Source organism: Cognatishimia sp. 1_MG-2023 (assembly GCF_030548175.1).
GTDB lineage: Bacteria > Pseudomonadota > Alphaproteobacteria > Rhodobacterales > Rhodobacteraceae > Cognatishimia.
This window is the reverse complement of the sequence record NZ_JAUORX010000002.1, coordinates 23,825-50,706: the sequence shown is the minus strand read 5'-3', so window position 1 is coordinate 50,706 and position 26,882 is coordinate 23,825. Positions and strand designations below refer to the sequence as shown.

The following is a 26,882-nucleotide window of genomic DNA, read 5'->3' as shown; positions in this document are numbered from 1 at the left end:
GATGTTCTGTGGAGGTTTCACTCATGATCGTTCACCTGATGCGAGATGTGCCAAAACTTTTTCACGTGGGCCATCAACGACCAAACGGCCAGACTGCAAAATCAATGTCCGCGTGCTGAGCGCCAAGATAGGGGTACGGTGCGTTGCGATCATCGCAGTGCGACCTTCCAGCCATGTACCTAAACGGCTCACCAAAGTACGCTCCAGCGTTTGGTCCAATGCGGCCGTTGGCTCATCCAGTAAAACAATTGATGGATCTTGCAACCAAAGCCGCGCCCAACCGATGGACTGGCGTTGACCAATAGACAGGCCTTCGCCACCGTCGCGCACCTGCAAATCCAATCCCTGCGGATGGTTACGCAGATATGGACCAAGCCCTGCGAAATCCAATGCCTCCATCAGGCGATCATCGTCACGCTCTAGCTGGTTAAGATTCAAGTTGTCACGAAGGCTACCCGCAAACAAACGAACGTCTTGGCCCAAATACCCAATCTCACGACGCAAATCGCGCGGATCAATTTGGGCCATATCCATGCCATCGAGCAGGATGCGACCGCTGCTTGGTGTGTAAAGACCAGCCAGCATTTTCAAGAGTGTCGACTTACCCGAACCGTTTGCACCCAAAACAGTGACGCGCTGACCCGGCTTAATCACCACACCTTGCACATCCAAAGTCGCAGACGCTGCTTCATCGTAATGGAAGGTTAGTTCACGCAATTCAAATTGACCGGTTAGCTTCTCACGACGCAGATACGAACGATCATTGTCTTTTTCTTGTGGTGCAGAGGCAATCGCATCCAAGCTTTCCAGCGCACCTTTCACATTGCTCCAGCGCGCAAGGATTGCAGCAAATTGTGTCAGCGGCGCCAAGGTGCGGCCGGTCAGAATACCTGTCGCAATAATAGTACCAACTGTGAATTGACCCGCGAAAACCAGATATGTGCCAATAACAACAGTCGCGATGTAAGTCGTTTGCTGAACCCCTTGCGACCAATAGGTCAGAGTGTTGCTCAGGCGGCGTTGCTCTGCAGAGCTATGAGACGACAGTTCGTTCAGCTCGTCCCAAAGGCGCAGAACCCGTTCTTCGCCACGTTGGGTCTTAACGGTATCAAGCTCGGTGATGACTTCTTGCAGCAAACGCCCCGCTTTTGTCGTCGCGCCTTGGGTTTTACGCGTGAGCGCCAGCAGCTTGCGCTGGAACGCGTAGGCGGGCAGCACCATCAAGATACCACCAAACACCAGCAACCACACAAGTGGACCCGCGATAGAGGCCACTAGCGCGAGGAAGATGAAGATAAACGGAATATCCGCCAGAACCGAGATCGTCGAAGAGGTAAAGAAATCCCGGACAGCACCAAAGTCACGCATCGCCGCAAAAAGACCAGATGCAGGAAGCGGACGACGGTCTGAGCGCATGCCCAGCAGACGGCGCATCAATGTGTTTTGAATAGAAAGCTCAATCCGGCGACCCGCGACGTCACTCATCTTGGCCCGGGCAAGTTTTAACATGCCTTCTAGGCCAATCGCCAACAACGCCCCAATGGCTAAAACCCAAAGCGTGGATTCTGATTGGTGCGGAATAACGCGGTCATAGACCTGCAAAGAGAACAGCGCGACGCCCACGGCCAAGAGGTTTGCAACAAGCGAACCCAGCATAATTTCGGCAATGTAGGTACGGAACTTGCGGAACTCACCCCAGAACCAATGCCCCGTCGCAAGCTTTGGCACATGCCGCTCCGCCATTTGACGCAGGCTGACCTTGGCAGACAGAATAGTTCCAGAGAAGAAGGGCTGAAACTCAGCAACAGAAACTTCGGTCCGATTGTCCTGACAGGTCGGATCGTAGATGGTTAGGATGTCTTTATCTTGAGACAATACCAGTACAGACTGACCGTTTGTCATCAGGGTAATCGCGGGCCAAGAGGATTCCTCAATTGGTGCGTGTTTAGAAACCTTCGGGTCGACACCTGTGTGCCCCAACGCCTTGGAAAGCGCCTTCATGGTCACATCACCCGGCGCCGAGGTCCACATGAACTCTGCAACATCCGCTACAGGCATATCGGTGCCATTCAAAGAGGCCAGCATCGAAATCAAGGATGCGCGGTGCTGAATTCGGTGTGCGGTTCCCTCAATCAGGTCATGAATACCCTGAACATCGTCGACTGGTGCAGAAACCACTTCAGCCGGCGCTTCCGCGGCCGGCTTTTTGTTTGCTTTTACTGAATTGATCGACAGAACAACTGGGGTTTTGGGCTGGGTCAAATCGCGTCTCCATCGGCCAAAATCCCAAGATCCCGTGCCATCTCTAATTGCGCGATCAGCACATCAAACTTGGCATCAAGTTGGTCCATTTCCCGTTCAACCGCTTTTTCATAGATGTTGATGACTTCCAATACTGACCTTTGGCCAGCACGGAACTGCGCCTCAAAAAGCTCGTACGTGTCATAGGATTCTTTGGCAAGCCGTGCGGCGTCTTGTTCTTTGCGCTGCAAGCTCGCAATCCGAAGTTCAGCGCGACGCAGCGCCCGACCAGCATCTTGCTCTGCTTCAGCAACTTGGCGTTCTGCAGTCTCTTTTGTGCTTTCGATAGCCTTCAAGCGCGCACCGGTTCCAAAACCAAATGTGTTGTCCCCACCCAGCTTAAGACCCGCTTTACTTCCACCCGTTCCGACATTTGCAGAAGCATTGATGCCCGGCAATTGGCCAGCACGTTCAGACGTCGCCTGGGCAATGCTACGCTTTGCTTCGGCCATCGCCCGCATAACGGCGAGCGGTTTGTCTTCTGTGGTCGCAGACACATCCAAAGGGCCTTCGTAGGCGCCGACAAATGTTTTCTTGGTGATTGCGGTCAGTTCTGCTCTAGCCAAACCTGCAGCTTCACCTGCGGTTTTCAGGGTCGATTGCAGATCATGTACTTTGCCTTCGACAGTACGTTGATCGCCTTTATTGGAAACACCGCCTTCAACGCGCCCGACAACAATCTGCTCTAGGCGGTGCATTTTCGATAGCGCCTTACGTGCTGTGGTCGACTTCTCATCACCACGAACACCCGCCACATAAAGGGCAAGCGCTGTGTACACACGTTCATTGACGTCTTCGGCCAAAGTAACAGCGGCGACTTCGACATCTGCTGCAGCATAGGCGCGATCAGCCTTACGGCGGCCGTTATCAAACACCACCTGATCCACAACCAAGCTGGCAATCGCATCACCAAGGCTGGATAGGCTGATGGATGGGCCAATCGTAGGGAGCCAGTTCTTATCTTCTGCTTCTGCGCGCAGCTTCGCTGTTCGCAGTTCAGCTTCTGCCGCGGTCGCAGCTGATGCGAGTGTCGCATCTGCAACCTCTTGATAGACACCGCCCGACAATATCGAGCGACGACCAAGCAGGTCTTCAATTAATTCTGAATTCGCCTCGCCCTTATTCTGGGCAAAGCTGCTGGCCAATGGCGCAGGTTCAGCTTTCGCTTCTGTCTTGGCCTCTGAACGCTCCTTAAGAAAAGGCAAGCCTTCGCTAAAGGGCATGTCAGGCATACAGCCAGACAGTACCGAAAATGCGAGCATCAAAGATATGGAATGTAAGCGAGCCACCCCGGGTAGTCCCCTGTGTGAAGAATCTAGGAAGGGCGAACCATTGTCCGCCCGCCCTATGGTTTCTTAGATTACGACGTTGATGTCTTGGTCGATCACGAGTGTCACACCGTCATCGCCGATGGTGTAGACATCGTAGTTATCGCCATCAATCTCGCGGGTTTCACCAGTGTTGGTTGCCCCAGCGATCGTAACTTGATCGTCAGCGCCACCGTGAATGGTGAGGCTGTCTGACGTGTCAGAAAGTTCGCGAATTTGCTCTTCTGTCAGCACCAAAGACGTATCGGATGCGTAATCCAGCTCAATCGCTTCGATCTGGAAGTTTGCAACACCTGCGTGGTCCAATGTACCTGCGTTGGTCGTGTTGTCGTCTAGCACGATCATTGTGTCAGACTCGTTGCCCGCGGCATCTTCTGTAGAAACCACCAGATGTGTGCCATCTGACGCTTTTGGATTAAGAACAAACAAGCTCTCATTGCCACCTAGGGAAACCTCAGTTGTGTTCAACGAAGTTGTTGAACCATCTGCATTCAGCGCGCTGACAGAGTAGTCTTGCGCTTCGGTCTCGATAGAAACTGAGCTTACGTCATCGCCGGTGAAAGTCACAGATGTTACGATGGAATTCGTAACCTCAGTGTCGATGCCAAAGTCGTTGCTAGAGGTTGCTGTGTTACCAGCAAGGTCTGTCGCAGTAACGTTAGCCGTTGCAGTGTAAGTCCCGCCTGGCAATGTGCCTTCTTCGAAGAGCACAGACCAATAGCCGCTTGCGTCCGCCGTGGTTTCGCGCACGACACCCTCGACTTCGACACGAATGGCTGCGCCGGCCTCAGCAGAGCCGTCCAGGACAACGCCGCTTTGGATTTCCGCTGCATTCACCACACCATCAATGCTTGCTTGCTGCACCGCAATGGATGTCGATGTCTGCGTATCAACGCGAATGGAGCTAGAGCTTGTTGCTGTGTTACCTGCTACATCTGTTACTGTCGCGGTCAACTCTGCATCGTATTCACCCTGAGGGATCTCAGTTGACGCATATGTCGCCGACCAAGTTCCATCACCGGCGGCTGTGACTGTTTTGGTCACACCATGCAAGCTAACCTGCACCACTGATCCAGCATCAGCCGTACCAGTCAATGTCAGGCTGTTTGCCACTTCTTCCGCGCTTGCGATGTCATCACCACCAACTTGGTTCGCATCAATTGCGACACCCAGTTCGGTATCAACACGCAGGGTGCTTGTTGATGTTGCTGTGTTACCTGCGGCATCTGTCGATGTCACAGAAATAGCAGCGTCATACTCACCCTGTGGAATATCCGCATAAGCGTAGTCCGCGGACCAAGTGCCATCGCTACCAGCTTGAACCGTTTTAGTGACGCCTTGCAGCGTTACTTGAACAGTAGAGCCAGCTTCCGCTGTACCCGTCAGAGAAATACCGCTTGATACTTCTGCCGCGTTCGCGATGTCGTCACCACCTGCTTGGCCGTTGTCGATACCAACAGATGTTGTTGTATCTACGCGCAGTGTGCCGCTTGTCGAGGTCACATTGCCAGCCGCATCAGTGGCTGTGATGGAAACAGACGCATCATATTCGCCAGCAGGAATTTCCGCCGTTGAGTATTCTGCGCTCCAGTTGCCATTGCCATCCGCAGTTACGGTTTTGGTAACACCCTGCAACGTAACAGCAACCGAAGATCCAGCTTCGGCCATGCCTGTTAGCGTAACGCCATCAGACAATTCGCTTTCGTTTACAACGTTGTCACCTTCGATTGGCGTGGTCAACGAAACCGCGCCATCGGTGTCGACTTGCACAGTATAGGCCTGCGTTGTCACGTTACCTGCGGCGTCAGTCGCAGTCAGTGTGATCTCGCTGCTGTACGTGCCGCTCGCGATGGCAGAGCTATCAATATCAAAGGACCATGTGCCATCGCTGCCGACAGTTGTGTCATATGTGCCGCCTTGGAACGCGATAGACAGGCTTGCACCTGGCTCGCCGTTACCAGACAATACAACCGTTTCAGCGGCCTCGCTTGCGTTGATAACATCGTCACCTGCAACGGTACCCAGATCAATCGCAGGAGCGACGGTGTCTACAGACAAAGTATCTGTAACGGTAACGCTGTTGCCGCGTGCATCTGTCGAAGTGATAGAGATTTCGGACTGATATTCACCCGTCGCAATCTCACCAGCTTCAAAGTTCACCGACCAAGAGCCGTCATCACCCACTGTTGTCGAATGTGTGACACCATCAATGGTTACGCTCAACGAAGCACCAACTTCGCCTGTTCCTGAAATCGTGTGACCGTCTGCTTGCTCTTCTGCATTTACGGTCTCGCCAACAGACAGCGTGCCACCTGTTACATCAATTGTCGGCGGCGTTGTGTCGATGTCAACATTTGGGCCAGTCAGCGTATGCTCTGTTCCGTCAGGCGCTACAACGACAACGCTAGAGGCATAGTCGCCGTCGCCCGGTAGCTCGCTGCTGTCAAATTCTGCGGACCAAGTGCCATCGTCGCCAACTGTGGTGGTTTCAACGGAATCCCCAACAGTGACAGTTACGGTAGAACCTGCTTCGCCTGTGCCTGTAACCACAACGTTATCAGGACCTGTACCGCCCACGAGGCGATCTTCGTCTACGTCATCAACGGTTGGGATGATCGGGCCAGAACCGCCGCCAGAGCCGCCACCGGCACCGCCAGCAATTACCGCTGCACCCGCAACAGCCGCGCCTGCGGCACCAAAACCACCAAGCAGCGGTGCTGCGAGTGGCGCGACAACCGGTTCAATGCGCTCTAGATCAAGGAATGTCAGTTCGTCAAACTGGCTCCATTTTCCGCTCAAATCAACAGGTTCGTAATTTGCGATAAACTGATTATCAATCGTTGCACCAAGATCAACGGTGTGAAATTCACCGTCTTTACTTAGGAAAAGCTCACGTTCTGAAGCCATTTCGCCTGCGAAATAGTCTTGCAGAGTGACCAATTCACCATTGGCCAGTTCGATTAGAAGGTCATTCCCGTTCTGCTTGTATGAAACGATGTCGGCTGGCGACAGGTTCAAGGAAACGTCTGTCGAGGACCGCACAGAAACAACTTTTTGGTCGAAGTCTGCCGTTTGGCCACGAACAACAACCCCATCCGCACCGCGGACAGCATAACTTAAATAACTCATTAGATTTCACCGCTCAGTGTATCTTGGGCTTTTACCCGTTTTTAACTGTGGATATTTATAATTGATCTCCGCGGTTAATCTAGTGGTATTTGAGAGTTACGGTACAAAATGACGCGAAAATGACTCACTTTTGCCTCATTGAGTCTTATTCGTCACGCTTGCCTGAAGCTCACCACTTTCATCGAAGATCGCAAATAGTATCCGCTCTGCACCCATTTTTGGGCATTCTTAGACATATATTATGCCCTCTCTACAGAATTGTCTCATGGGAAAGAATAGGAATTTGCATCAATTTTCCGCGACTTTCCCTCTAAAAACAACCAAATAGACAACCCAAGATTGAAATCCAGAGCCCCCTTTGGCGATATCCTAAGAGTGATTGGGCGCCTTTTCCGCGATGGATTGCACGTCACCGCTGCGCCTATTTGCGGGCTAAAACGCCGTATTAACGATCGATAAATGTGAGTTTCGTACGTTTGGAGGGGCGAAACGTACGATTCGAGAATTGGGGGGATGAACCTCTACAGCGTTCAATAATGAGGTGCGTGCGTGCAAACAACCTTGAGTAATTTCATTGAATTTGAAGTTACCCATGGGTAGATATCTGCATCGTATTTTCATATTTTAATTGGAGAAAAGTTCATGCGCTTTGCAGGAAATGTTATTTGGTTTGTCGTGGGTGGCTGGTACATTGCTTTACTCTGGCTGATTGGCGGCGGCATCTTTGCCCTTTCCATTATTGGCCTTCCACTAACGAGAGCTACATTGGAAATGGCAAAGATGTCCGCCTTCCCTTTTGGAAAGGACGTCGTTCACGTCCGCGAACTGGATGCAAAAAGCCTCGATAGTAAAACAGCGACAACCGGGACAATTGGGTTCATCACAAATGTTATTTGGATGTTAACGTTCGGTTGGGTTTTGTTCGTACTTTACCTATTTGCAGGGGTTTTGTGTTGCCTCACATTGATCGGAATTCCATTCGGGCTGCAGTCATTTAAGCTCTCCGGGATATCATTTTGGCCAGTTGGCCGACGTGTCGTTCCCCTGGAGCTTGCTCAAGCCGCACGAGAGTTGAATGCTCAAGAGAAATTAGCAGCACTGAGAAGCGAGTAATTCTTACGTCATTCTGAAAAACTGGGGGAGCCGTAATGGGCTCTCTTTTTCCGACTTAAACGGATTGGAAGTAGAACCTGTCGGATTATTTCAATTAGTGCGTACTGAAATTCTCTAGAACATGGAGCCAGATGGCGGGCTGAAGCCCGCCCTACGGATCGTCTGATGGTGCGCATGAATGCGCACCCTACGCATGCAAAAGGGCGCCCCGAGGGACGCCCTTTCGTAAGTCTGTAGATGGTGGGGTTAAACCCCACCCTACCGATCTTACTCAGTGATTTTGGAAACAACACCGGAACCAACGGTGCGGCCGCCTTCGCGGATCGCGAAGCGGAGGCCTTGCTCCATCGCGATTGGTGCGATCAGCTCAACGTCGAATTTCAGGTTGTCGCCTGGCATAACCATTTCTGTGCCTGATGGCAGAACAACGGTACCGGTGACGTCAGTTGTACGGAAGTAGAACTGTGGACGGTAGTTCGCGAAGAATGGTGTGTGACGACCGCCTTCTTCTTTAGTCAGAATATATGCTTCTGCTTCGAACTTTGTGTGAGGCTGAACAGAACCTGGCTTACACAGAACCTGACCACGCTCAACGCCGTCACGGTCAACACCACGTAGCAATGCGCCGATGTTGTCGCCAGCTTCGCCGGAATCCAGCAGCTTGCGGAACATTTCAACACCAGTACATGTGGTTGTTGTGGTGTCACGGATACCAACGATTTCAATGCTGTCGCCAACGTTGATCACGCCACGCTCAACACGACCGGTTACAACAGTACCACGGCCAGAGATCGAGAACACGTCTTCGATTGGCATCAAGAATGGCTCGTCAACCGCACGTGGTGGCTGTGGGATGTACTCGTCAACCGCTTTCATCAGCTCAGCGATTTTCTCTTTACCGATGTTGTCGTCACGATCTTCGAGTGCTGCCAACGCAGAACCTGCAACGATAGGAATATCGTCGCCTGGGTAGTCGTATGTGGACAGAAGCTCACGGATTTCCATTTCGACGAGCTCTAGAAGCTCTTCGTCGTCAACCTGGTCAACTTTGTTCATGAAAACAACCATGGCTGGGATACCAACCTGGCGACCCAGAAGGATGTGCTCACGTGTCTGTGGCATTGGGCCATCAGCTGCGTTCACAACCAAGATCGCGCCGTCCATCTGAGCGGCACCAGTGATCATGTTTTTCACGTAGTCGGCGTGGCCTGGGCAGTCAACGTGTGCGTAGTGACGACCTTCGGTCTCATACTCAACGTGCGCTGTGGAGATGGTGATACCACGTGCTTTTTCTTCTGGCGCGCCGTCGATTTCGTCGTACGCTTTGAAGTCACCATATTGCTTGGTGATCGCTGCTGTCAGTGTTGTTTTACCGTGGTCAACGTGGCCGATTGTGCCGATGTTGCAGTGCGGTTTGGAACGCTCAAACTTTTCCTTAGCCATAATGGCCTCCTATTAACTGAGGGGGGGACGCGGCAAACCCGCATCCCCTATTTCGCTTAGGCAAATTTTGCCTGAATTTCGTCCGAGATATTCTGCGGCACGGCTTCGTAGTGGTCGAACTGCATCGAGAAGTTTGCACGACCAGAAGACATGGAGCGCAAAGTGTTGATGTAGCCGAACATGTTCGCCAGTGGCACAAAACAGTCGATCGCGATCGCGTTGCCGCGAGTCTCTTGACCTTGAACTTGGCCACGACGTGACGTCAGATCGCCGATGATACCACCAGTGTATTCTTCTGGAGTGATCACTTCGACTTTCATGATTGGCTCAAGCATTTTCGCGCCAGCTTTGCGCATGCCTTCACGCATACACATACGAGCTGCGATTTCGAAGGCTAGAACGCTGGAGTCAACATCGTGGAACTTACCGTCAAGCAGTGCCACTTTGAAGTCGATCACAGGGAAGCCAGCCAATGGGCCGGAGTCCATGACGGACTTGATGCCTTTTTCAACGCCAGGGATGTATTCTTTTGGAATAGCACCACCAACGATCTTGGACTCAAACGAGAAACCTTCGCCAGGCTCTGTGGGTGTGATGACCATTTTGACTTCGCCAAACTGACCAGAACCACCAGACTGTTTCTTGTGTGTGTAAGAATGCTCAACTTCGTGGCCGATGGTCTCACGGTACGCAACTTGTGGTGCACCAATGTTCGCTTCGACTTTGAATTCGCGCTTCAGACGGTCCACAAGGATGTCTAGGTGAAGTTCGCCCATGCCCTTCATGATGGTCTGACCGGATTCTAGGTCAGTCTCAACACGGAAGGATGGATCTTCGGCCGCCAGACGTGCCAGACCTTGAGACATTTTCTCTTGGTCCGCTTTTGTCTTAGGCTCAACAGCGATCTCGATAACCGGATCCGGGAAGGTCATTGTTTCCAGAACAACAGGCTCGTTAACAGCACAAAGTGTGTCACCAGTTGTTGTGTCTTTCAGACCTGCCAGCGCGATGATGTCACCAGCGAATGCTTCGGTGATCTCTTCACGGTTGTTGGAGTGCATCATCATCATACGACCGACGCGCTCTTTACGACCTTTGGTCGAGTTCAGCAGTGTGTCGCCTTTGTTCAACGTACCAGAGTAGATACGTGTGAATGTCAAAGAACCAACAAACGGGTCGTTCATGATTTTAAACGCAAGACCAGAGAATGCCATGTCATCATCCGCACGACGTGCGATGTCACGAACTTCTTCTTCGTCGCCTGGCTTAAAGCCCATGTAATCAACAACATCCAAAGGAGATGGAAGATAGTCGATAACAGCGTTTAGCAAAGGCTGAACACCTTTGTTTTTAAACGCAGAACCACCAAGAACAGGAACGAACGCCATGTCTAGCGTACCTTTACGAAGCAATTTGCGCAGCGTCGGAACGTCTGGCTCTTCGCCTTCGAGGTATGCTTCCATCGCGTCGTCGTCCATTTCGACGGCGGCTTCGATCATTTTACCACGCCATTCGTCAGCCATGTCTTTCAACTCGGCACGAATTTCGCGCTTGTCCCAGGACGCGCCCAGGTCTTCGCCTTCGTAGACCCACTCCTGCATGGTCACCAAGTCAACCAAGCCTTCCAGCTCAGTTTCGGCACCAATAGGAATACCAACAGGAACAGCAGTTGCACCTGTACGGTCTTCGATCATGTGAACGCAGTTAAAGAAGTCCGCGCCGATCTTGTCCATTTTGTTAACGAACACGATACGTGGAACTTTATAACGGTCAGCCTGACGCCAAACAGTTTCAGTCTGAGGCTCAACGCCGGCGTTGGCGTCAAGAACACAAACAGCACCATCGAGAACAGCCAAGGAACGCTCAACTTCAATTGTGAAGTCAACGTGGCCTGGTGTGTCGATGATGTTCAGACGGTGTTTAGGCGTGTCTGCAGTTTGGCCATCTTCGGTGCGCTCCCAGAAAGTGGTCGTCGCAGCGGAAGTAATGGTAATACCGCGCTCTTGCTCTTGCTCCATCCAGTCCATGGTGGCTGCACCATCGTGCACCTCACCGATGTTGTGGGATTTACCTGTATAATACAGGATACGTTCGGAACAGGTTGTTTTACCTGCATCGATGTGCGCCATGATACCGAAGTTACGGTAATGGTTCAGTGTATAGTCACGTGCCATTGGTCAAAAGCCCCTATGGATTACCAGCGATAATGGCTGAATGCTTTGTTCGCATCGGCCATTTTGTGAGTATCTTCGCGCTTCTTAACGGCAGTACCGCGAGAGTTCACGGCGTCCAGAAGTTCACCTGCAAGGCGTTCTTCCATGGTGTTTTCGTTACGGCTGCGAGACGCTTTGATCAACCAGCGAATAGCAAGTGCTTCGCGGCGCTCTGGGCGAACTTCAACTGGAACTTGGTACGTAGCACCACCAACACGACGAGAGCGAACCTCGACGGAAGGTTTGATGTTGTCGAGTGCTTCGTGGAAGACTTCGACTGGTGCACGTTTGATTTTGCTCTCAACGCGATCAAGCGCGTTGTAGACGATTGTTTCTGCAACCGATTTTTTACCATCGATCATCAGGTTGTTCATGAATTTTGAAAGCACACGATCGCCAAATTTGGCGTCTGGCAAAATTTCACGTTTTTCTGCGGCGTGACGACGAGACATCTAATATTCCTCTTACTTAGGACGCTTCGCGCCGTACTTAGAACGACGTTGTTTACGGTCTTTAACGCCTTGGGTATCCAACACACCACGCAGGATGTGGTAACGGACACCCGGAAGGTCTTTTACACGGCCGCCACGGATCAGAACCACGGAGTGTTCCTGAAGGTTGTGGGATTCACCTGGGATGTAAGAGATGACTTCGAAGCCGTTGGTCAAACGAACCTTCGCAACTTTACGCATCGCGGAGTTCGGTTTCTTTGGCGTCGTGGTGTAAACGCGTGTGCAAACGCCACGTTTTTGTGGGCACTGCTCAAGGTGCTGAGACTTTGAGCGCTTGATTTTAGGCTGACGCGGTTTGCGGATCAGCTGTTGGATCGTTGGCATAGGGTGGTTTCCCGTTTCCTAACTCATGTCTGCATGGGTTGCCCCATACGCTTCTTGTATTCATGCGCAACGTGTTGCCACATAGCGCAAAAGCCGCAAACGTTCCCATTCCGAGGTGAACGTCGCGGTTAGTTTCCAGAGGGTCGAAGCGAAAAAAGTGCTTTGGACCTTAGCCACTGAAATTTTGATTTCGGCTTAGGGCGATTAACCCAATGCCGGATAGTCCGCGCGTATATGGGGAGTCGGAGGGTAAGTCAACTCTGCTTTGGCGCATATGTTTTACGAGCCAGTTGGCGCGGTATCGCCTACCTTAGACACAAACCAAATCTCAGGCAAAATGCGGCAGGATGTCGTCTGCGATCCGCTGCATGGTTTCTTCGATGTCGTCAAAGTTATACCGCAAGTTCAGGGCCACATGGTTCACGCCCATGGCCTGAAGCTGCTTGAGGTGGTCGCGTAGAAAATCGGTACCGGCGGCATAGCCCAGTGCGATTGGGCGCGGGGATAGTGTGCTTTTATCCATGACGTCGACATAGAGCGATTGCATCACGGGCTTATCTGTATCGCAGGTGGCCCTGACGTTTTCGCGGTAGGCGGTGATGGTTTGCTCTTGGGCGTCTGGCCTGCGTGGGTAGGTGATCCAGCCATCGCCATTCGCGGCACCCCATTCGTGGGTTTGCTGTGCCCCGCCAGTGATCAGCAAGGGAATGCGGCCTGAAACGGGTTTTGGCAACATATCCATGTGGCCGTTTAGGCGGCCCTGTTGGCCTTCGTATTTTGGGAAGTCATCAAAGGTGGCACGGATGTAGTCGATGCTGTCCCGGAAACGCGCGCTTCGGCCTTCGTAATCGGCGGCTAGGGCTGGGTATTCTTCGGGACGATCCCCAGAGGCGACGCCCAATAGCATGCGGCCATTTGAGAGCATATCAACTGATGCGGCACTTTTAGCGACATGGGCAGGATGGCGCAGTGGCAAGACCGCGCTGGCTATACCGAGGCCGATGGTATTGGTTACTGTGGCCAATGCGCCGAGATAGACGAACGGATCCAGCATTTGGCCAACGTCGCCAAAGGCGGGCACATGAAAGGGTACATCGCGTAGCCAAAGGGCGGAGAAGCCGAGGGCCTCTGCCAATTTGGCACGTTCTAGATGACGCTCTAGAGTTGGGAATTCTTCGGTAGTGTAAGCCTCTAGCGGGGTGATCAATCCGATGCTGAGCCGACCGGGTTGAAAGACCGTGTTGTAGGCACGGTTGAAAACTGGAAACTCGTCTGACTTGCTCATCCTGCGTGCCTTATGCCCTGCCAAAACCAATGCGCCACCTTGGGCCAAAACAAGGGGCAAAGGAAAGGGATCAAAGGCAATTGGCGCTGCTACAATTGCGCGCTGAGGGATGGGTGCGAAAATATACGCCGGAGGGGCGTCTGCCACGTTGCTCTTGATCGCATGCGCTGGCATGCTTTGGAAAACATTTAGAACCATCATTGAGGGCAGCACATTGAACAGTCAGGACATGCAGGTGATTGGCCTTTGCCGGTTTTCGTATCCGGCGTTGGGGGGCTTTCAGGTTGAGCATGACGACATCGACGCGCGGCGCGCCTATTTGTATGCGCCGGACCGGATGGAAGAGCGGTTGCGGATGTTTGAAACCATCGCCCTGCCCGGCCTGAAGGCGCAGACGGATCAGAACTTTGACTTTTTGATCGTGATTGGCGACTGCATGCCCGTACCTTATCTGGAGCGGTTGCGGGCGATGATCGAAGATATGCCGCAGGCCAAGCTGGTTGCAGAAAAACCCAAGCGGCATCGGGCAGTGATGAAGCAGGTTATCAATGGACATTTGGATCAAAGTGTTGCCCTGCCGAGTTTGCAGTTTCGGCATGACGATGATGATGCAATTGCGGTGAACTTTGTGGAACGCATGCGCGCGGTTGCGCAGGATTGTATGGGGTTGATAACCTCGCAGGCTGCTGTTGGTATTGATTTCAATCGCGGATATTCGGCGAAGCCTTCGGCGGAGGGTGTGTTATCAACGCCGTCTTATATGCCCTATTATGGGGTCGCCTTGGGTATGGCGGTTGCGCCGTGGCATGAGCAGACGATCATGAATTATGGTCACAGCAAGCTACCGCAGGTCATGCCGACAGTGACGTTCACGGATGAGGACATGTTTGTGCGGGGGCACAATGGGTTCAATGACTCGCGCCAGAAGAAGCACGTAAAGCCGATAGAGTTGGAGCTGCTAGATGCCAAGGGCGAAGCGCATTTCAAAGAACGCTTTGCCATTGATTGCGATCAAGTGCGCCGCGCTTTTAGCTGACGTCGTTTGGCGCGTGTTTCGCGGTAGAGCGTAAAGAGACCTGAGCTGATAACGATCGCCGCGCCCAGCAAGGTTAAGTTGTCTGGCCAATCTCCGAAAATCAGCAGGCCGAAAATCAGAGCGAAGATCAGACTGGTGTAGCGGAAGGGCGCGATAAAGGTGATCTCGCCAACGCGCATGCTCATGACTGAAAAGAGATAGCCACCAGCGATTAGGAAACTGGCCAAGACTATCAGCGCACCGGTGTCGATTGATACCGGCGTCCATTCGGCTTGCAAGGTCGCTATGGCGGACACAGTCGTTACGACCAAGGCCATGATCAACGCGCCCATAAGCGAGGGAACGGCTGGGGACATACGCCGAGCTAAAAGGTCTCGGGCTGTGACAAAGACAACGGTTATCAGCGCGTAGATGCTTTCGACTGGAAAGCCAGACGGTCCGGGGCGGACAATCAGCAGAGTGCCGCAGAACCCGATCAGGATCGCGATAACGCGCCATTTCCCCATGGGTTCTTTGAAAAAGAGCGTGGCCCCTAGAGCAACAGTCAGTGGCAGAACTTGTAGAACGGCTGTTGCATTGGCGATTTCCATGCGCAGCAATGCGGATAAAAAGAAGTATACTGCGATCATTTCAGCGCCACTGCGCATGAGCAATAGAGCCCAATCTTTGCGTGGCAGATTAAAGCGGAGCGCATGGGTTCGCCAAGCTAACACTGCAATCAAAATCGACGCCAAAAAGCCGCGTAAGAATAGATATTGCAGCAGGGGAATGTCGGCTCCGATGAATTTGGTACAGGCATCACCCAGCGTGAATAAGGCCATGGTCGCCGCCAAATATCCGGCGCCGCGCATATTGTCGGTGACTACAATCGCCATGTTATGCCTTTTTCGGAAATTCTGAGATCTATACGCACCAACGACTAGCGTAATCTCTTACAAAAAGAAAACCCCCGGCCGAGGCCGGGGGTTTTCTAATTCTTAATGCTGTGAAGATTACTCTTCGCGGCTTTCAGGTGTTTCAACCAGACCGCTGTCAAAGACGCTGTCGGCTGTCGCCATGTCAGCAGAAGGCGCGGCCAGAGCAGCGGCTTGTTCAGCTTCGTCACGACGTGCTTCGATAACAACGTTGTCGCGATCGGTTGCAACCTTGCGAACAGCTTGGGTTGCCCCACCTGTACCCGCTGGGATCAAACGACCCACGATGACGTTTTCTTTCAGGCCGACCAGTTTGTCTTTCTTACCTTGGACAGATGCCTCGGTGAGAACACGAGTGGTTTCCTGGAAGGACGCCGCCGAGATGAACGAACGTGTCTGCAAGGACGCTTTGGTGATACCCAAGAGGATCGGCGCGCCTTGCGCAGGACGCTTGCCGCGAGAAAGGGCTTTCTCGTTTGCGGCCATGAATTCCTGCTTATCGACGTGCTCACCCTTAAGAAGGGTTGTTTCACCAGAGTCAGAGATTTCCCATTTCTGCAGCATTTGACGCACGATAACTTCGATGTGTTTATCGTTAATCTTAACACCCTGCAGACGGTAAACGTCTTGAACTTCGTCGATCATGTAGTTCGCCAACGCTTCGACACCCATAATACCAAGGATATCGTGTGGAGCTGGGTTACCATCCATGATGTAATCACCCTTCTGTACGAAGTCGCCTTCTTGTACAGGAATGTGCTTACCTTTTGGCACCATGTATTCGACTGCATCCAAGCTTTCATCAGCTGGCTCGACCGAGATGCGACGCTTGTTCTTGTAGTCGCGGCCAAAGCGAACGTAACCATCGATTTCGGCGATGATCGCGTGATCTTTTGGACGACGTGCTTCGAACAGTTCCGCAACACGTGGCAGACCACCGGTAATGTCTTTTGTTTTTGCACCTTCGCGAGGGATACGTGCAACGACGTCACCCGCTTTAAGGTCCTGACCGTCTTCGACAGACAGAATTGCATCAACAGACATTGCGTAATGCACTGGGTTGCCTGCGTCGTTGCGCAGAGGCTCGCCATCTTCGCCAACCAGAATGATTTCTGGCTTCAGTTCGTTGCCTTTTGGCGCAGAACGCCAATCGATAACGATCTTCTGAGTCATGCCGGTTGCTTCGTCGGTGACGTCGCGCACAGCAGTACCGGACACGAGGTCCACGAATTTTGCTTTACCAGCTTTTTCAGCAATGATCGGCAGTGTGAACGGATCCCATTCAAACAGCTTGTCGCCACGACCGACTTTGTCAGCGTCTTTGACAAACAGCTTGGTACCGTAAGACAGTTTGTGTGTTGCACGAACGTCGCCGTTACCATCGATGATTTCCAACTTCATGTTACGGCCCATGACCAGGATTTCGCCTGCTTCATTTTCCAGAACATTTGTGTTTTCGAAGTGGATCACACCTTCTTGGCCCGCTTCCTGGAAGGACTGCTGACCACCCTGCGCAACACCACCAATGTGGAACGTACGCATGGTTAGCTGTGTACCAGGTTCACCAATCGACTGCGCCGCGATGATACCAACGGCTTCGCCGGTGTTCACCACAGTACCGCGTGCAAGGTCACGACCATAACACTGAGTACATACGCCTTCTTCGGCTTCACAGGTCAGTGGGCTGCGGATGCGTGCAGACGCAACACCAGCTTCATGAACCGCATCGGCCATCAATTCGTCGATCAGCTGACCTGCGCCAACAACGATCTCTTCGGTGCCTGGACGCAGAATGTCTTCTGCAGCTACACGACCAAGGATACGTTCAGCCAAGGTTGCAACAACTTCACCATCGTTCACCGCAGCAACTGCTGTGATGGAACGCTCGGTGCCGCAATCGTTCATGCGAACGATACAGTCTTGTGCAACGTCAACCAGACGACGTGTCAGGTAACCAGAGTTCGCAGTTTTCAACGCCGTATCCGACAGACCCTTACGAGCACCGTGGGTGGAGTTGAAGTACTCAAGAACGGTCAGACCTTCTTTAAAGTTCGAGATAACTGGTGTCTCGATGATGTCGCCGTTCGGACGGGCCATCAAACCACGCATACCGCCAAGCTGTTTCATCTGAGTAACCGAGCCACGCGCACCAGAGTGAGCCATCATGTAAACCGAGTTCGGTTCCATTTCAGCGCCCGCATCGTCGTGCTTCGCCGCGGAGATGGTGTTCATCATCGCGTCGGTGACTTTGTCGTTACACTTTGACCAAGCATCGACAACTTTGTTGTACTTTTCACCCTGAGTGATCAGGCCGTCCATGTACTGTTGTTCAAAGTCTTTAACTTGATCACGTGTCTCGTCAACGAGGGTCCATTTGGTGTCAGGGATAACCATGTCGTCCTTACCGAACGAAATGCCTGCCTTGAACGCCTCTTTAAAGCCGATGGACATGATCTGGTCACAGAAGATAACCGACTCTTTCTGACCACAGTAGCGGTAGACGGTGTCAATCACGTTCTGAACGTCTTTCTTACGCAGCAGGTTGTTCACCAGCTCGAAAGGCGCTTTTGCGTTTTGTGGCAACAGAGCACCAAGCTTGACGCGACCTGGGGTCGTTTCAAAGCGCTTCATCACTTCCAAACCGTTTTCATCGATCTGAGGAATACGGGCCTGAATTTTGGTGTGCAGGTGAACGATACCCGCGTCCAACGCGTGCTGAACCTCGTCGATGGAGGAGAAGATCATGCCTTCGCCCTTCATGCCATCGCGCGCGATGGTGAGGTAGTAGATGCCCAAAATCATATCCTGAGACGGAACGATAATCGGCGCACCGTTTGCAGGGGATAGGACGTTGTTCGTAGACATCATCAGAACACGTGCTTCCAGCTGGGCCTCAAGGCTCAGAGGAACGTGAACCGCCATTTGGTCACCGTCAAAGTCAGCGTTAAACGCAGAACATACGAGCGGGTGAAGCTGGATGGCTTTACCTTCGATCAGTGTGGGTTCGAACGCTTGGATACCAAGACGGTGCAACGTAGGCGCACGGTTCAGCATCACAGGGTGTTCGCGAATAACCTCGTCGAGGATGTCCCACACTTCTGGACGTTCTTTTTCCACCAGCTTTTTGGCTTGCTTCACTGTGGAAGACAGACCTTTGGCTTCTAGGCGGGAATAGATGAACGGTTTGAACAGTTCGAGCGCCATCTTCTTAGGCAGACCACATTGGTGCAGCTTAAGTTCTGGACCCGTCACAATGACCGAACGGCCAGAGAAGTCGACGCGTTTACCCAAAAGGTTTTGACGGAAGCGACCTTGCTTACCTTTCAGCATGTCAGACAGCGATTTCAACGGACGCTTGTTGGCACCAGTGATCACGCGGCCACGACGGCCGTTGTCGAACAATGCGTCAACAGATTCCTGCAACATACGCTTTTCGTTACGTACGATGATGTCAGGTGCGCGCAGTTCAATCAGACGCTTCAGACGGTTGTTCCGGTTGATCACACGACGGTAAAGGTCGTTCAAATCAGAGGTCGCGAAACGGCCACCATCAAGTGGGACCAGTGGGCGCAGTTCTGGTGGGATCACTGGGATCACTGTCAGAACCATCCACTCTGGACGGTTGCCGGATTCCAAGAAGGATTCCACAACTTTCAGACGCTTAATGATTTTCTTAGGCTTCAGTTCGCCAGTTGCCACTGCAAGTTCTGCACGCAGGTGCTCTGCTTCGGCTTCTAGGTCGATTTGGGCCAGCATGTCACGGATGGCTTCGGCACCGATGTTCGCAGTGAATGCGTCCATACCGTATGCGTCTTGCGCGTCCATGTACTCTTCTTCGGTCATCATCTGGCCATACTGCAGGTCAGTTAGACCAGGCTCGATAACAACGTAGTTTTCAAAGTACAGAACACGTTCCAGATCACGCAGTGTCATGTCCAGCATCAGGCCGATGCGGCTTGGCAGCGATTTCAGGAACCAGATGTGTGCAACTGGTGCGGCCAATTCGATGTGGCCCATACGCTCGCGGCGTACTTTTTGTAGCGTAACTTCAACACCACATTTTTCGCAGACAACGCCGCGATATTTCATGCGCTTATATTTGCCGCATAGGCATTCGTAATCTTTGATTGGGCCAAAGATACGTGCGCAGAACAGACCGTCGCGTTCTGGTTTGAACGTACGGTAGTTAATGGTTTCTGGCTTTTTGATTTCGCCATAGGACCATGAAAGAATCCGTTCCGGTGACGCCAAGGAGACTTTGATTTCGTCAAAGACCTTTGGTGGTGTCAGTGGGTTAAACGGGTTGTTGGTCAGTTCCTGGTTCATTTTGATACCTCAAATTCGTGCGGAAGGGTGGAGGGGAAGAAGGGCCGAGGCCCTTATTCCTCTTCCTCCGCATCCAGGAGTTCCATATTCAGGCCAAGACCACGGACTTCTTTCACCAGAACGTTGAACGATTCTGGGATGCCTGCCTCGAAGTTATCTTCGCCTTTAACGATGCTTTCATAGACTTTCGTCCGGCCAGCCACGTCATCCGATTTCACTGTCAGCATTTCCTGCAGGGTGTATGCAGCGCCGTAAGCTTCAAGAGCCCAGACTTCCATTTCCCCAAAGCGCTGACCACCGAACTGTGCTTTACCGCCCAATGGCTGCTGAGTAACCAGCGAGTATGGACCAGTAGAACGCGCGTGGATTTTGTCATCCACAAGGTGGTGCAGTTTAAGCAGGTACTTAACACCAACGGTTACAGGGCGTGCGAATTGCTCGCCTGAACGACCATCAAACAAGATGGACTGACCGCTTGTGTCAAAGCCAGCACGAACCAGCGCATCGTTGACGTCGTGTTCTTTTGCGCCATCGAATACTGGTGTCGCGATTGGAACACCGCGTGTGACGTTTGCCGCTGCTGTGACCAGATCATCTTCGTCCATGCCAACCAGACCTTCGGCGTAAACTTCGGAGCCATATGCATGCTCCATCGCTTCGCGTACCGGTGTCAGGTCGCCTGTGCGACGATAGTCTTGAAGGGCGTCATCAATTTTGATGCCCAAGCCGCGTGCGGCCCAACCCATGTGGGTTTCAAGGATCTGACCAACGTTCATACGAGATGGAACGCCGAGTGGGTTCAGACAGAAGTCAACTGGAGTACCGTCTGCGAGGAATGGCATGTCTTCCATAGGTACAACCTTGGAAATAACACCTTTGTTCCCGTGACGACCCGCCATTTTATCACCTGGCTGAAGCTTACGCTTCACGGCGATAAAGACTTTGACCATCTTCATAACGCCCGGTGGTAGATCATCACCACGGCGGACTTTCTCGACTTTATCCTCAAAGCGGGCGTCTAGCGCACGTTTCTGGATCTCGTACTGTTCGTTCAGAGCTTCGACGATCTGAGCGTCTTTCTCGTCTTCGAGAGCCAACTGCCACCACTGACCGCGGGTCAGCATAGATAGCAAATCTTCGTCGATGACAGAGTTCGGACGAACACCTTTTGGACCTTTGACAGCCACTTTGCCCATGATCAGGTCGTGCAAACGAGCGTAGATGTTACGATCAAGGATCGCCAGCTCATCGTCACGGTCACGTGCCAGTGCTTCGACTTCTTCGCGTTCGATCTGCAGCGCACGTTCGTCTTTTTCAACGCCGTGGCGGTTGAAAACACGAACCTCAACAACAGTACCGAAATCGCCTGGCTTAACGCGCAGGGATGTATCGCGAACGTCAGACGCTTTCTCACCAAAGATAGCGCGCAGAAGCTTTTCTTCTGGCGTCATCGGGCTTTCGCCTTTTGGTGTGATCTTACCGACAAGAATGTCACCCGGTTCAACGTCTGCACCGATGTAAACAATGCCAGCCTCGTCGAGGTTGCGCAGAGCTTCTTCACCGACGTTTGGAATGTCGCGAGTGATTTCTTCTGGGCCAAGCTTTGTATCACGTGCAGCGACTTCGAATTCTTCGATGTGAACCGAAGTAAAGACGTCATCACGCGCGATGCGCTCGGAGATCAGAATGGAGTCTTCGTAGTTGTAGCCGTTCCAAGGCATAAACGCGACGACCACGTTTTTACCCAAGGACAATTCACCCATGTCTGTGGATGGACCGTCAGCAACAACTTCGCCTTTGGTAACCTTGTCGCCTACTTTCACCAGCGGACGCTGGTTGATGCAGGTGTTTTGGTTAGACCGTTGGAATTTACGCAGACGATAGATGTCAACGCCGGCATCGCCGAGTTCCAGATCTTCGGTTGCACGAATAACGATACGCTGTGCATCAACTTGGTCGATGATACCCGCGCGTTTCGCCATGATCGCCGCACCAGAGTCGCGTGCCACAACTTCCTCGATACCGGTACCAACAAGTGGTGCCTCGGCGCGCAGAAGTGGAACAGCCTGACGCATCATGTTCGAACCCATCAGGGCCCGGTTCGCATCGTCGTTTTCTAGGAACGGGATCAAAGATGCCGCAACAGAGACCAACTGCTTTGGTGAAACGTCGATCAGATCGACAGCCGCAACAGACGCCATTGTATAGTCGCCCGCCTGACGGGTGTTGACCATTTCATTGACGAACTTGCCATCTGCATCCAGCGTCGCGTTGGCCTGAGCCACTGTGTGACGCATTTCTTCGGTCGCAGACATGTATTGGACTTCGTCCGTTACCTGACCTTCGACAACCTTACGATAAGGTGTTTCAATGAAACCGTATTTGTTAACGCGTGCAAATGTCGCCAGTGAGTTGATCAGACCAATGTTCGGACCTTCTGGCGTTTCAATTGGACACATCCGACCGTAGTGGGTTGGGTGAACGTCGCGGACTTCGAAGCCTGCGCGTTCGCGTGTCAGACCACCTGGCCCAAGCGCAGAAAGACGACGCTTGTGCGTCACTTCGGACAGCGGGTTGGTTTGGTCCATAAACTGCGACAGCTGCGAAGAGCCGAAGAATTCACGAACGGCAGCCGCTGCTGGTTTCGCGTTGATCAAGTCCTGTGGCATCACAGTGTCGATTTCAACAGAAGACATACGCTCTTTGATCGCGCGCTCCATGCGGAGCAGACCAACGCGGTATTGGTTTTCCATCAATTCGCCAACGGAACGAACACGACGGTTACCAAGGTGGTCAATATCGTCGATATCGCCCTTGCCGTCACGCAGTTCAACAAGCGCTTTGATACAGGAAATGATGTCTTCTTTGCGCAGAGTACGCTGGGTGTCTTCGGCATCCAAAGCAAGACGCATGTTCATTTTCACACGGCCAACCGCGGAAAGATCATAGCGCTCTGAATCGAAGAACAATGTGTCAAACAACGCGGACGCTGCTTCGACGGTGGGTGGCTCACCCGGACGCATGACGCGATAAATGTCCATAAGCGCAGTGTCGCGGCCCATGTTCTTATCAACAGCCATAGTGTTACGGATATACGGACCAACGTTGATGTTATCGATGTCCAGAACTGGAATATCGGTAATACCGGCGTTCATCAGATCCTGCAGTGTGCCGCCAATGACGTCGCCGTCTTTGTCGTATTCAACAGTGATCTCATCACCCGCTTCGACGTAAATCGCACCGGTTTCTTCATTGATGATGTCTTTAGCGACATACTTGCCGATGATTTGATCATGCGGCACCAGAAGTTCAGTGACCTGACCTTCTTCGATCAGCTTCTTAACGGCACGAGGTGTGATTTTCTTGCTGGCTTCAGCAATCACTTCGCCAGTCGCAGCGTCAACAAGATCGTGTGTTGGACGTGTGCCACGAACGCGCTCAGGGAAGAACTTGGTGACCCAACCTTTGCCCTTCTCAAGCTTAAAGTTCACGGTGTCGTAATACGCGTCACAGATGCCTTCTTGGTCCAGACCCAGAGCATAAAGCAGGGTTGTCACAGGCAACTTACGACGACGGTCAATACGCGCATAAACTACGTCTTTTGCGTCGAATTCGAAATCCAACCACGAGCCGCGATATGGGATAATGCGGCAAGCAAATAGCAGTTTACCAGACGAGTGGGTTTTACCCTTGTCGTGGTCAAAGAACACGCCAGGTGAACGGTGCATCTGGGAAACGATAACACGCTCGGTGCCGTTAACCACAAATGTGCCGTTTGGCGTCATCAGAGGCATATCGCCCATGAATACGTCTTGTTCTTTGATGTCCTTAACGGACTTCGCACCAGTATCTTCGTCGATGTCAAACACGATCAAACGCAATGTGACCTTCAGCGGAGCGCTGTAAGTCATGTCGCGTTGCATACATTCTTCGACGTCGTACTTTGGCTTTTCCAGTTCGTAGTTCACGAATTCCAGGATCGAAGTCTCGTTAAAGTCTTTGATCGGGAAAACCGACTGGAACACGCCTTTGATGCCTTCGCCGTCAATAGGCTGTGGAGCATCGCCGGAGCGAAGGAAAAGATCGTATGAGGATTTTTGAACCTCAATCAGGTTCGGCATCTCCAGCACTTCGCGGATTTTGCCGAAATATTTGCGCAAGCGTTTCTGGCCAAGGAAAGTTTGAGCCATGTTCGATGACACCTTTCAAGTTTCTCATCGGGTCTGCATACCGTCGGGCCCCGGCACCATTCCCTATCGAGACAGACGATGGATCAATTCCCGGCCCTGTCCCACCAGAGGCCTCCCGATCCGTAACCTCGTCTTAGAAAACTCCTTTACAGAAAAGGACCTTACTAAGACAGGTTAAGCAGGGTACGGAAATCCGTACCCTGCTCACAATCACTCCGGGAAAAATCCCGGAATAGATTACTTAAGCTCGACTTCTGCGCCAGCTGCTTCCAGCTTCGCTTTGATGTCTTCTGCTTCTGCTTTGTCGACGCCTTCTTTGACAGCTTTGCCGCCAGCTTCAACAAGCTCTTTTGCTTCTTTAAGACCGAGGCCAGTGATGCCACGAACTTCTTTGATGACGTTGATTTTCTTGTCGCCTGCGGCTTTCAAGATTACGTCAAATTCAGTTTTTTCCTCAGCAGCTGCGCCACCGGCGTCTGCGCCACCAGCAACCATTACGGCGCCACCAGCAGCTGGCTCGATGCCATACTCGTCTTTGAGGATTGTTTTCAGTTCTTGTGCTTCCAGCAGGGTTAGACCCACGATGCTTTCTGCTAGTGCTTTCAGATCAGCCATTTTAGACTCTTTCCGTTATAAGATATGTGTTCCAACGTTCAGTAATTAACCAAACGCGGTTCTCAACAAGTTGCTTACGCAGCTTCTGCCTTGTCCTCGATGGTAGACAGAATGCCCGCGATGTTCGAAGCAGGAGCGCCAATTGCGCCAGCGATATTGGAAGCAGGTGCACCAAGCATACCAGCGATAGTAGCAATAAGCTCTTCGCGGGATGGCATTTTGGACACTGCTGTAACGCCAGCACGATCAAGAGCGTTCTCACCCATTGCACCGCCGAGGATCTCGAATTTCGAGTTCTCTTTAGCGAATTCTTCCGCCACTTTGGCCGCAGCCACAGGGTCTTCAGAATAGGTTAGAACGGTCATACCCGTCAGGAATTCACCGATGCTTTCACAAGGCTTTCCGTCGAGGGCGATTTTGGCGAGCCTGTTTTTGGCAACGCGAACTGCAGCACCTGAATCACGTGCGGACGCACGAAGGTTCTGCATGTCAGCAACTGTAAGACCCGCGTAGTGGGCAACCACTACAACGCCAGAGCTTTCAAAGATCTGGCCGAGTTCGTCGACCAATTTCTCTTTTTGTGCTCTATCCACAGTTTTACTCCAAATTTGGGAGGCATAGCCCCCCGGCTCATATTTGCCAGGCCGAAACCCAGCGTTCAGGTCCGAATTACGGGGCTGAACCAAAACCACCCGAGGAAATACCTCGTTTAATCTGGTCTTTCCCGTCTCAGGCAAGAAATTAAGAGGGAAACCCTCACTCACCGTCTTGGACGAAATACAAAACAGCGCACGAAGAATCGCACGCTGGTTCGTACAGGATCATTTAGTTTGGATTAACGGACAGCGCAAGGGGGGAGACGGTATCTCCCCTAAAAAAGCCCACTGGCTTAGCTTGCCGTTAAAATATCGTAGCACGTTATCTGGCTGGGTTCAAATGACTTAGCAATTGAGCAAAGCGGATACCGCCGGACGCGCGCAGGTTTAGGCCGAGAAAAGCGCCTGCTGGTTTTTGCGATGCCGCGCCACCAATTCCTTTAGAACCGGGCCCGCAACGATGGATCGAGCAGGCTCTGGATCGCCTCCTACTAGTTCGGGAAACAAGGCCTGAAGCTCTTCGATCGCCTCAGCATCCAAGGCCTGACGCGCCATAGCACCGAGGTAGAAGGATTCAGACTCCGCACCCTCGGCAAAGAGGATTTCATGCTCTTCGCATAGGATATGGTAGTAAGTCACATGAGTAACATCACTAGCGACCATCACGCCCGGCAAAGCCAATAGCTTTTTCGCGGCCACGAGAACTTCGCCTTCGCCCACCAATCGCTTTGAGATGCGTGACCGAACCAGCATGCGGTGCTGCGGGGACACCAACAGATCGCGACGCGGCAGCCCTGCCCCCAACGATCCCGCTGTGATGCATACTGGAGCGAACTTTGGTTCTACCCTGCGTGTTGTCTTTCCGATCCACAGGATTGTCTGTGCGCCACTGTCGCGGGTTTCAACAAGATCACCTGCAGAGAGGTCTTCGATTTTGCGCTCGCCCGCTGGCGTCAGAATACGCGTGCCTTCGACAAAACACGTCACAAAGTCCCAATTTTCGCGCGAAGCTCTTAACCCGGAATAGGACGCGCCATGCAAGCTATCCAATGAGATCGATTGAATGGCCCCGCTTTCGATATTCCCCTGGTCGGAGTTATTCGAATATTCTGGAGCCAAATAGGTGTTGCCATCGGTGTCCTGAAAAACAACAGCAGTGATCGTCGCCGTAGAGCCATCAACATAGACCACAGTCGCATTGTAAGTCGCCGCCGCATCAAAGGTTTGATCGGGTCCGCCATCAATTGAGAACCGATCATTGGACGAATTGTTATTTTGGTCATAGGCAGAACGAACCCCGCCACGATGCCCCTCACTGCTGAGAACCTGAAAGTTGTTCAGCAATGGGTCACCGGGACCGCCAAAAGTCTCGCCCACCAAAAGCGATGCATTCTCAGCGGTACTGTTCCCTTCGGTTGGGTCAATCAGCGCATGCTGACCCAAGGAAATCACACTAAATGTCGTCGGCATTTCTACAGCTCTTAAACTCAAAGTTACCCAGATTGGGCGCCGATCTCTTTTGGATCGTTATGTTGTGAGGCACGTGAACGTTAACCT

Annotated in this window: 16 protein-coding genes; 2 read left to right on the top strand and 14 right to left on the bottom strand. The window is 52.3% G+C overall.

Features of this window, described 5'->3' with window-relative positions:
* Positions 1–21: 21 nt before the first annotated feature.
* From Q4544_RS03230 to Q4544_RS03220, 3 genes are all read right to left on the bottom strand, one after another.
* Positions 22–2,262, bottom strand: coding sequence for a type I secretion system permease/ATPase (locus Q4544_RS03230; RefSeq protein WP_303504047.1), 2,241 nt, complete (start codon positions 2,260–2,262; stop codon positions 22–24).
* On the bottom strand, positions 2,259–3,590 hold the full coding sequence (locus Q4544_RS03225) for a TolC family protein (protein ID WP_303504046.1): 1,332 nt from the start codon (positions 3,588–3,590) through the stop codon (positions 2,259–2,261). Before Q4544_RS03225 ends, Q4544_RS03230 begins: the two co-directional genes overlap by 4 nt.
* Before the next feature lie 66 nt (positions 3,591–3,656).
* A complete protein-coding gene (locus Q4544_RS03220; protein WP_303504045.1) occupies positions 3,657–6,758 on the bottom strand; it encodes an Ig-like domain-containing protein in 3,102 nt (1,033 codons plus the stop codon).
* Positions 6,759–7,400: 642 nt separating this feature from the next.
* On the opposite strand from Q4544_RS03220, the gene Q4544_RS03215 reads away from it, so the two are divergent.
* Positions 7,401–7,871, top strand: a complete 471-nt coding sequence (locus tag Q4544_RS03215) for a YccF family protein (protein ID WP_303504044.1) — start codon at positions 7,401–7,403, stop codon at positions 7,869–7,871.
* A gap of 267 nt (positions 7,872–8,138) precedes the next feature.
* Here Q4544_RS03215 and tuf read toward each other — a convergent pair whose 3' ends face one another.
* The 5 genes from tuf to Q4544_RS03190 form a co-directional block, all read right to left on the bottom strand.
* Complete coding sequence (gene tuf / locus Q4544_RS03210; protein ID WP_303504043.1) at positions 8,139–9,314, bottom strand: elongation factor Tu; 1,176 nt, start codon at positions 9,312–9,314, stop codon at positions 8,139–8,141.
* Positions 9,315–9,370: 56 nt separating this feature from the next.
* Positions 9,371–11,488, bottom strand: coding sequence for an elongation factor G (gene fusA, locus Q4544_RS03205; RefSeq protein ID WP_303504042.1), 2,118 nt, complete (start codon positions 11,486–11,488; stop codon positions 9,371–9,373).
* Positions 11,489–11,508: 20 nt separating this feature from the next.
* Positions 11,509–11,979 carry a 30S ribosomal protein S7 gene (gene rpsG, locus Q4544_RS03200; RefSeq protein WP_303504041.1) on the bottom strand — a complete coding sequence of 157 codons (471 nt, stop codon included), beginning with the start codon at positions 11,977–11,979 and terminating at the stop codon, positions 11,509–11,511.
* 12 nt (positions 11,980–11,991) lie between these two features.
* The gene (gene rpsL / locus Q4544_RS03195) at positions 11,992–12,363 is read right to left on the bottom strand and encodes a 30S ribosomal protein S12 (protein ID WP_009828243.1); all 372 of its coding nucleotides are present in this window, start codon (positions 12,361–12,363) and stop codon (positions 11,992–11,994) included.
* 328 nt (positions 12,364–12,691) lie between these two features.
* Positions 12,692–13,795: an LLM class oxidoreductase gene (locus Q4544_RS03190; protein ID WP_303504040.1), complete on the bottom strand. Its 1,104-nt coding sequence runs from the start codon at positions 13,793–13,795 to the stop codon at positions 12,692–12,694.
* Positions 13,796–13,820: 25 nt separating this feature from the next.
* Here Q4544_RS03190 and Q4544_RS03185 point away from each other — a divergent pair, with 25 nt between their 5' ends.
* Positions 13,821–14,684: a putative rhamnosyl transferase gene (locus Q4544_RS03185; protein ID WP_368411198.1), complete on the top strand. Its 864-nt coding sequence runs from the start codon at positions 13,821–13,823 to the stop codon at positions 14,682–14,684.
* Here Q4544_RS03185 and Q4544_RS03180 read toward each other — a convergent pair.
* From Q4544_RS03180 to Q4544_RS03155, 6 genes are all read right to left on the bottom strand, one after another.
* Positions 14,660–15,559, bottom strand: a complete 900-nt coding sequence (locus Q4544_RS03180; RefSeq protein WP_303504039.1) for a DMT family transporter — start codon at positions 15,557–15,559, stop codon at positions 14,660–14,662. The two genes, Q4544_RS03185 and Q4544_RS03180, sit on opposite strands and share 25 nt — an antisense overlap.
* Before the next feature lie 117 nt (positions 15,560–15,676).
* Positions 15,677–19,924 carry a DNA-directed RNA polymerase subunit beta' gene (gene rpoC, locus Q4544_RS03175; RefSeq protein ID WP_303504038.1) on the bottom strand — a complete coding sequence of 1,416 codons (4,248 nt, stop codon included), beginning with the start codon at positions 19,922–19,924 and terminating at the stop codon, positions 15,677–15,679.
* A 53-nt stretch (positions 19,925–19,977) separates the two neighbouring features.
* Positions 19,978–24,114, bottom strand: coding sequence for a DNA-directed RNA polymerase subunit beta (gene rpoB, locus Q4544_RS03170; protein ID WP_303504037.1), 4,137 nt, complete (start codon positions 24,112–24,114; stop codon positions 19,978–19,980).
* 237 nt (positions 24,115–24,351) lie between these two features.
* Entirely contained in the window at positions 24,352–24,729 is a 378-nt protein-coding gene (gene rplL / locus Q4544_RS03165; protein ID WP_303504036.1) for a 50S ribosomal protein L7/L12, read from the bottom strand.
* A 74-nt stretch (positions 24,730–24,803) separates the two neighbouring features.
* The gene (gene rplJ / locus Q4544_RS03160) at positions 24,804–25,322 is read right to left on the bottom strand and encodes a 50S ribosomal protein L10 (protein ID WP_303504035.1); all 519 of its coding nucleotides are present in this window, start codon (positions 25,320–25,322) and stop codon (positions 24,804–24,806) included.
* Between the two features lie 390 nt (positions 25,323–25,712).
* Positions 25,713–26,795 carry a Hint domain-containing protein gene (locus Q4544_RS03155; RefSeq protein ID WP_303504034.1) on the bottom strand — a complete coding sequence of 361 codons (1,083 nt, stop codon included), beginning with the start codon at positions 26,793–26,795 and terminating at the stop codon, positions 25,713–25,715.
* Between the last annotated feature and the right edge of the window lie 87 nt (positions 26,796–26,882).